We start from the raw sequence: 7,992 nt of genomic DNA, 5'->3' as shown, positions 1-7,992 counted from the left end.
GTTTGCTCAAATAGTCATCAAAATGTATGTTTATGTGGCAATTTCAGGTGATAAAGGGGGTATATATTTTGATATGATGTATCACCTAACCTTAATACAGGAACTAACATGGCCATTAGAAGTTATAAAGATAAGCTCCCTACCTTAGCAGAGCATTGTTATATAGATGCATCATCGGTATTAGTTGGGGACGTTAAATGTGCTGAGCATGTGAGTATTTGGCCACTAGTTGCAGCCAGAGGTGACGTTAACTATATACAAATAGGTGCTAGAACCAATATACAAGACGGAACAGTGTTACATGTAAGTCGAGTCAGTGACGCCAATCCTCTTGGTTTTCCTCTGGTTATAGGTGCTGATGTGACTGTTGGTCACAAATGTATGTTGCATGGGTGTACATTGGGAAATCGGATATTAGTTGGTATGGGCGCTATTATTATGGACGGTGCAATAGTGGAGGATGATGTTTTTATTGGGGCTGGGACACTAGTACCACCTAATAAGACTCTCAAAAGTGGTTTTTTATATAAAGGTAATCCCGCAAAACAAGCTAGACCGCTAAAAGAGAGCGAAATAGCATTTTTGAAACAGTCGGCGCTAAATTACATAAAGCTTAAAGATGAATACATTGAGGGATCTAAGTAACCTGAATTCAGGTTAAATAACTTCAGTATGCGTAAACCGCTGCGGCGGTGAGCCATAACTCACCGTCTGAATTGAATTTGTCTTGTTTAAGGTTTTTTTCAATTATTTCTTCTATTTCAAACTGTTTAGTATTGTAGAGTTTAATTAAGCTTTCTTTATCTGAACCACCGATATAACAAACTAACATTTGTCCGGAAGCCATAATATCCACTTTAAGCGCATTTTTTGATCCTATATATGTGCAACCATCTAAAACTTGGATGGCCTGATTCATAGACTACTTCTTAAAGCATGTATTACTGGAACAACATCTGGTCTATACCCAGTCCACAAATAGAAACTTTCTGCCGCCTGCCCGACTAACATACCTAAACCATCAAAGGTGTCTAATACACCTAACTTTTGGGCGTGTTGCAAAAATACCGTGGGTTTATCGGCATAACTCATATCATATACACAAGCACTGCTGCTAATTACGGATTCAGGAATAGCCGGCAACTCTCCAGTCAAACTGGCAGAAGTAGAATTAATGATGAGATCGAATGGTAGCTGAACCTCAATTAACTGATTAAAGCCAACGCCAACAAAATTATCCCTAGGTATCAATGAAGCTAACTGCTTAGCTTTTTCCTCTGTGCGATTTGCAATCATCAAAAACGCCGGCTCTAAGTCTAAGATGGATTGCAATACTCCCCTAGCTGCACCACCAGCACCTAACAATAAAATTCGAGCATCTTTAATTTGCACCCCTAAGCGCAATAAATCTTGTACTAAACCAGAGCCATCGGTGGTATCACCTAAAAAAGTACCATCTTGTTTTTTAATGACAGTATTAACTGCTCCAGCAATCTCTGCAGCAGCAGACAAGTCATTGACCCACTTTGCCACTTGTTCCTTAAACGGAGAGGTTACATTACAACCTTTAGCGTTAGGATCTAGAAAGAAGTCTGTCAAAGTTGGGATGAAGTTTTCTTTGGTTGCCAAGGTACGATCGTATTCAATCCTTAAGCCAGCTTGTTCTGCAAACATATAATGAATAGAAGGTGACTTACTCTGTGCTATTGGGTTTCCGAATACCGTGTATTTACTCACGATAACCAGTCCCTAGGATGCAAGTAATTAGTATATAAATCTGCTTCTTTACTTTCAGGCTCTGGTTGGTAACTGTATTCCCATCGAACAAGAGGAGGCATAGACATCAATATTGACTCAGTACGACCGCCGGTTTGTAACCCAAATAAGGTGCCTCGATCGTATACCAAGTTAAACTCTACGTAGCGTCCTCGTCTATAGAGTTGAAAGTCTCGCTCTTTTTTGCCAAATGTTATGTCTTTACGTTTTTCCACTATAGGCACATAAGCATCTAAAAACCCATTGCCTACTGCCTGCATAAACTTGAAGCTTTTCTCAAAACCCTGTTTATTTAAATCATCAAAAAATAACCCGCCTACTCCACGAGTTTCGTCACGATGTTTTAAATAGAAATAATCATCACACCATTTTTTATACTCTGGGTAAACTGTGTCACCAAAAGGTTCACATAACTTATTGGCAACTGTATGCCAATGTACAACATCTTCATGGAATGGATAAAAAGGAGTGAGATCAAAACCGCCGCCAAACCACCAAACAGCTTCTTCTCCCGGTTTTTCGGCAATAAAAAAGCGTACATTTGCATGAGTTGTTGGCACAAAAGGGTTATGAGGATGAATAACCAAAGACACCCCTACCGCTTGAAAGCTCCTTCCAGCCAGTTCAGGACGCGCAGCTGTAGCTGATGCGGGTAACTCACCTCCATAGACATGAGAAAAGTTAACTCCTCCTTGTTCAATAAGTTTGCCGCCTGTTAACACTCGAGTGCGACCACCTCCACCAAGCTCTCGCTGCCAGTTATCTTCGACAAAGGAGCCTTTACCATCCACTAGTTCTAGGGTTTGGCAAATATTGTCTTGTAGCTTGAGTAAATACTGTTTAACTTTTTCTATATCTGGCACTGAATCGGCTGTCATCTAACTAATTGTCTCTTATAGTTTGCCCCGAAATCCCGTGACGGATTTGGCTAGGTTTATTTGCCCCACCCAATATGCCGTCCACGAGCAATAAGGTCTTATTAAATTGTTGATATAATTGTTCAGCATTTATGGCTGGTTTTAACCCAGACACATTAGCACTGGTGGATATCAATGGCTTGCCAAATAACTCACATAATTGACTTACAACAAGATGCTGACTTACCCGCACTGCAATAAAATCACTATCACCGGTCACCCACTTAGGAGCCTGTTTAGCCGCAGGTAACAACCAGGTCACTGGACCCGGCCAACTAGAAAATATTTCAGTGCGCATATACATAGGGATCTTTGCATCATCAACATAAGGTAATAATTGCGAATAGGTTTTAGCGACTAAAATCAATCCTTTATCAACCGAGCGCTTTTTCAACTCCAATAGCTTGTGCACCGCATCTTTATTATCAGGATCACATCCAAGTCCAAGAACAGCCTCAGTTGGATAGGCAATCACCTCTCCTTGCTGCAAAGTTTGCATAATAAGCTCTGCGTCTTTAATTGTTGATAGCAATTTCATGTAATCTTAAATTAGTCTGTTTTTAATTCAATTCTAGCTTGAGCATCTTCCGCAGTATCTAACTCAGGGGCACAATACAAAACTCGTGAAGACGCTATTTCTTGTTCAATTAAATAACGTTTCAAATTATTCTGACGTTCACTGCCCATAGCTTTAAGTGCTGCTTGTTGGTCGGCATTCAAAACGGTTAAAGCAGGCAGAGTCAAATCAGCATAAGTACCAATCGCACAGGTCTTTAACTGTAACTCAGGTTTATCTTTCATCAACAATACTAGTTCACTTAAATATTGCTGATTTTCTTCTGTCAATGCCACCTCGCCATTTTGAAAAACAAGTGGTTCAAATTTAACTTTAAGCAGGTATTCAGCGCCAGATATGGCCACGGACACCACTGACGCATAAGGTACAAAAGTGGTCATCAGATAACTTTTCGCCTGAGACATTGCCGCTTTTTTCAGCACTAAACCTAAGAAGCTTTCAACCCCAAAAGAAGGTTCTGCAACATTACCTCGCAGGGGTACACCCAAATCAATATTGCCTTGATCATCTTTCAATAACCCTAAAGCATAATTCAGTGGCATAGCCTTACCTTCTTTAATCGTACCCTGTTCGACCTCATCAGCGCTGGACATGTCTACACCACGCAAAAATAACTTGGTTTCTCCGTCAATCTCACCATCTTGTATAGTGACTTCAACACCTACATCTAACTGGCCAGTTTTCATTTCAAAACCCAACCCATCTTTCACATAAGGTGACACTGAGGGTAAATCAAGCTCGCTAATATTGGCCGTGAATAAGGCATTGAGCTTATCGGCAAAAGGCATAGCATGCCCTTTAGCAACAATTTTAAGATAATTATCGTCTTTAGCTATCAACTCAAACGGACTTTTCAAGGTCTTATCCCTACTATCAAAGGGCCCCGCTTGCAGCGTCTCAATAGTAATTTTTTGCTCAAAAACTGGGGATACACTTTGATCTTTGATGTGTATGTAAGCCGCATCTGCCAGCAACAAATTTCCTAGCGCAAAAGTTAACGCTGGTGATTTTTCTGGGATAGATTCGGTTTGTTCAGTAGGAACTGAAGTAGTAGATGGTTCAGTGGCATTTTCAGTAGCAGTAGTGTTATCTTGAGGCTCAGGCGTCAATGCTGAGGTATCGACCATACTCACTATGCTTTTATCTGGATTAACATTAATGTCTGTTTTTAATCCAGCAATAGAAACTGTGTCTACATTCAAGTGATTATCACTAAATTGCACTTCAGAGACAGATAACTGACCTATGCTAAGGATCGGCGCTACCTCTGTTAATGAGCGATCTTCAGATAAATTAAGTGAACTAATGTTTATCTGCTCAATAACAATACTAGGTTGCATATCCACTAGTTGCAGTTCAGAAGTTAAATTAAGCTGTCCCCAATTCACCACACTGTTGTCGCTGGTTTGCAATCCAAGATTACCTTGGCTTAGTTGCGTTGCGACTGTAGCAGCAAGATGCTGAATAACCCCATTTGGTAAAGCAGTAAGATTCAAGTTATCGATAGTTACCACATCACTCGCACCTTCAACAATCCAAGGAGCATAGTTGAGATCAAGCTCTGTTATCGACAGAACAATTTGTTCACTGTTTACTCCAATGTTTTTATCGGTCAGTTTTACTTTAGGATTACCTTTAGCGGAAAGCTCACCCGATATGCTGATACCTAAATCAACCAAGATTGGGCTTAACGTCTGCAAATCTAATTGCTCTAACGAAAATGCACTATCAATAGTACCCACTCCAGCCTGCAAAGAAATGTCTGAGTTAAACTTAAAAGGGGCTTCATTGACTAGCGCCTGGATAGACAAGGAAATCTGCTGTTGTAATTGACTGATTGAGGTATTAGTGATCAGCAATTCATTTAATAATAAGGTTTGCGAGGTGCCATCGACACTAGCATTGAACAACACCCGTTTTAACGTTAATTCAGGGATCACCAAAGTAAAATCTACTGGCGGATCACCGCCCTCCTGCTCCACATCAGGAGCATTTTTCTCGGCTTCAGGGCTCGTAGAAAGATCAACACCTGCCACTACTATATTTTGCTGATCCTTTATGATTTCAATTTCGATGCCTTCGAACAAAAATTCTGACACATACAATTGTTTGAGTAATAGACGGTGCAGATGAATGCTTACTTCAGCGTATTCAACTGACAATGCTTGATTATTTTTTTGATCGAACAACTGCAGTTCGCTAATTGTAAGGGTACTAGTAAAAGGGTTATACCTAACTGAACTATTCTCACCCAGCGACACCCCCATTTCTTGCAAAGGAGCTTGAGCAAAGTGGCGCACGACAAAAGGCGAGACGATCCAAATTAACAGATAGACAGCCACCAGCAAGATCAATAAAAATTTTGCAATAGTAACAAACAGGTGTGGTGTAGGTTTCTCATTATGGGGGGTCATGGTTAATATCTACTAAGGGTGGTTAAACAAATCGATCCCACATGGGAAGAAATATTTTGAGCTATTCAGGCTTAGGAATTTTACATTGGCATTGCTTCTGCGGGCATAACAATTCAACTTCAGTGCTTCCTTTCTTTTCTTGCATAATTGGCCAATGACATTCTGGACATGGGTGATCAACAGGAGGCAAGTTCAATAAGTATTTACATTTGGGGTAATTATCACATGCATAAAATGACTTGCCAAACTTATTTGCTCGCTTAGTGATATGCCCCTTTTTACACAAAGGACAAGTTAGGTGAGTATCTTCGCTGTTGGAGTTCGACTCAATATAGTCACATTCTGGAAAATCACTGCATCCAATAAACAGACCAAAGCGCCCTTTTTTAATGACTAACAGAGACTGACACAACGGACACGAAGAACCCTCAATGGTTTTGATCTCGGCATTTTCGTATTCGTGTAGGGGTTTTGAAAAGTCACATTCAGGATAATGGCTACAACCGATGAAAGCTCCGGACTTACCTCGTCTAACGGTTAATTTAGCATTACATTGTGGGCAAGGCCCGAAGGCTTGCTCTGACGCACTGGCTGAAAACAAAGAGTGGTCAATCTTAGACATTTAATAAAGCACTTTTGTTATTCATTAATAAGAAATAATCAGTGGAGCGGCCCCTCAGGCTCTTCAAACAACAAGTCTTCCATCTGAGCATAAGCATTTTCTTTTCCTGGTACATTAAACAGTACCATCAAGACTACCCATTTCATGTCTTCTAAACAAAACTCTTTTGAATCAATCTCCATCACTCGATCAATCACCATCTCTCGAGTAGATGAATCTAGTACATTGATTTGTTCAAGGAACATTAGAAAACCACGGCACTGGACATCCAAGCGCATCTCTTCATCTTGTGTATACACACGAGTAACAAAAGAAGCTGACCCTTTAGCCAAATAAGGTTTGATGTCTGTCTCTTGCAGTGCAGCAAGTTTTTCTAACCAGGATAACGCTTTATATATTTCGTCGTGATGAAAACCGGCTCTTACTAGCTCGTCTGTCAACTCGTCTTGATCAACGCGTATTTCAGTTTCACTGTGAATAAAGTTTTCAAATAAATACATGAGGATATCAAACATACTATTTTTCCCCCAATTTAATGTAACCACCGGGAACAGCAGTCACTAAACCGCGCAATTCATATTCTAATAATTGTGACATTACATCTGCTACTTCTATGCCGCTACGCTGAGCCACTATATCTAGTGGGGTTACTTCAAAATCTACACTATCTAACAATTTGTCTGAAGCCAAGCTTTGTGACATGTTTTTTTCCAATTTATCTTCTTTCTCTCTTACTTTTTCACATAAAGCCGGCAAAATGAGGTGTTGAAACTCAACATTAATATCTTCTACACATGTTACCAACTTTGCCCCTTCTTGGATCAAATGATGGCATCCTGCTGACATGGGGTTGTGAATGTTTCCCGGTAACGCAAATACTTCTCTGTTTTGCTCTAAAGCACATCTTGCGGTAATTAATGAGCCACTCCTAATTGCCGCTTCAACAATCAGGGTGCCAACAGATAATCCACTTATAATACGATTTCGCCTTGGAAAATATTCAGGTCGTCCTGGCGTATTGGGTGCAAACTCAGAAATAATCACACCGTTATTTTGCAAAATTTGGTCGGCTAATTTGATATGGCGCCGTGGATACATTTTATCAATAGCAGTACCTAATACAGCTATAGTAGTAAAACCTCCTAATACCGCTCCTTGATGAGAAAATCCGTCAATACCAAGGGCTAAACCACTGGTAATTGTCCAACCACATTCACTTAAGCGACGCGCAAAAAATTTTGCGTTTTCTTTACCCTGTGGGCTTGGTGCTCTACTTCCCACTATCGCAATTTGGTAGTTGTTTAGATGTTGTGGATCGCCATAGCCGTATAATAATGGAGGTGGACTAGCGATCTGTTTAAGTAAGTTTGGATAACTGGGATGATCGAAGTGCAATAAAAAACGGTTATTAGTGGTATTTAGCCATTCCAGGCTTGTGTTGATAGTACTTTCATTTGGATGCAAAATTGCTTCAATTTGCTTTTGGTTAAAACCTTTTTCCTCTAAAAAGGATTTTGATGTGGAAAATAGTTCAGACAACTGAAGATCGAATTTTTTCTTTAACTTTTTTAAACTGACGACTGAAAAATTGGGGATCTGAACCAACTTCAACCAATTTTCCAACTCGTCATTTCCCCCATCGCCTAACTCAACATCCTGTTGCATTTTCTGCTCCCTAGGCTAATC

9 protein-coding genes are annotated in these 7,992 nt (G+C 40.1%); 1 reads left to right on the top strand and 8 read right to left on the bottom strand.

Going from position 1 to position 7,992, the window contains the following annotated elements:
- The first annotated feature begins 108 nt into the window (after positions 1-108).
- A complete protein-coding gene (locus GARC_RS00650; RefSeq protein ID WP_007615600.1) occupies positions 109-645 on the top strand; it encodes a gamma carbonic anhydrase family protein in 537 nt (178 codons plus the stop codon).
- Between the two features lie 22 nt (positions 646-667).
- On the opposite strand, the gene GARC_RS00645 is transcribed toward GARC_RS00650, so the two are convergent.
- From GARC_RS00645 to dprA, 8 genes are all read right to left on the bottom strand, one after another.
- Positions 668-919, bottom strand: a complete 252-nt coding sequence (locus tag GARC_RS00645) for a hypothetical protein (protein ID WP_007615598.1) — start codon at positions 917-919, stop codon at positions 668-670.
- Entirely contained in the window at positions 916-1,737 is an 822-nt protein-coding gene (aroE, locus tag GARC_RS00640; protein WP_039988272.1) for a shikimate dehydrogenase, read from the bottom strand. The genes GARC_RS00645 and aroE overlap by 4 nt, the downstream gene beginning before the upstream one ends.
- Positions 1,734-2,654, bottom strand: coding sequence for an oxygen-dependent coproporphyrinogen oxidase (gene hemF, locus GARC_RS00635; RefSeq protein ID WP_007615594.1), 921 nt, complete (start codon positions 2,652-2,654; stop codon positions 1,734-1,736). Before hemF ends, aroE begins: the two co-directional genes overlap by 4 nt.
- Before the next feature lie 4 nt (positions 2,655-2,658).
- Positions 2,659-3,231, bottom strand: a complete 573-nt coding sequence (locus GARC_RS00630) for a Sua5/YciO/YrdC/YwlC family protein (RefSeq protein ID WP_007615592.1) — start codon at positions 3,229-3,231, stop codon at positions 2,659-2,661.
- Positions 3,232-3,242: 11 nt separating this feature from the next.
- Positions 3,243-5,684, bottom strand: a complete 2,442-nt coding sequence (locus GARC_RS00625; RefSeq protein ID WP_007615590.1) for a DUF748 domain-containing protein — start codon at positions 5,682-5,684, stop codon at positions 3,243-3,245.
- 61 nt (positions 5,685-5,745) lie between these two features.
- Complete coding sequence (locus tag GARC_RS00620; RefSeq protein WP_007615589.1) at positions 5,746-6,306, bottom strand: DNA topoisomerase family protein; 561 nt, start codon at positions 6,304-6,306, stop codon at positions 5,746-5,748.
- A 38-nt stretch (positions 6,307-6,344) separates the two neighbouring features.
- Positions 6,345-6,821, bottom strand: a complete 477-nt coding sequence (locus tag GARC_RS00615; protein WP_007615588.1) for a DUF494 family protein — start codon at positions 6,819-6,821, stop codon at positions 6,345-6,347.
- A 1-nt stretch (position 6,822) separates the two neighbouring features.
- Positions 6,823-7,971, bottom strand: a complete 1,149-nt coding sequence (gene dprA, locus GARC_RS00610) for a DNA-processing protein DprA (protein ID WP_007615587.1) — start codon at positions 7,969-7,971, stop codon at positions 6,823-6,825.
- Between the last annotated feature and the right edge of the window lie 21 nt (positions 7,972-7,992).

Origin of the sequence: Paraglaciecola arctica BSs20135, assembly GCF_000314995.1 — a bacterium.
GTDB lineage: Bacteria > Pseudomonadota > Gammaproteobacteria > Enterobacterales > Alteromonadaceae > Paraglaciecola > Paraglaciecola arctica.
Note: the sequence above shows the minus strand (reverse complement) of the source record. Positions and strands in the feature narration are given on the sequence as shown.

Coding starts and splice junctions, on each gene's coding strand:
- GARC_RS00650 (WP_007615600.1), top strand. CDS start 109: ATGGCCATTAGAAGTTATAAAGATAAGCTCCCTACCTTAGCAGAGCAT.
- GARC_RS00645 (WP_007615598.1), bottom strand. CDS start 919: ATGAATCAGGCCATCCAAGTTTTAGATGGTTGCACATATATAGGATCA.
- hemF (WP_007615594.1), bottom strand. CDS start 2,654: ATGACAGCCGATTCAGTGCCAGATATAGAAAAAGTTAAACAGTATTTA.
- GARC_RS00630 (WP_007615592.1), bottom strand. CDS start 3,231: ATGAAATTGCTATCAACAATTAAAGACGCAGAGCTTATTATGCAAACT.
- GARC_RS00625 (WP_007615590.1), bottom strand. CDS start 5,684: ATGACCCCCCATAATGAGAAACCTACACCACACCTGTTTGTTACTATT.
- GARC_RS00620 (WP_007615589.1), bottom strand. CDS start 6,306: ATGTCTAAGATTGACCACTCTTTGTTTTCAGCCAGTGCGTCAGAGCAA.
- GARC_RS00615 (WP_007615588.1), bottom strand. CDS start 6,821: ATGTTTGATATCCTCATGTATTTATTTGAAAACTTTATTCACAGTGAA.
- dprA (WP_007615587.1), bottom strand. CDS start 7,971: ATGCAACAGGATGTTGAGTTAGGCGATGGGGGAAATGACGAGTTGGAA.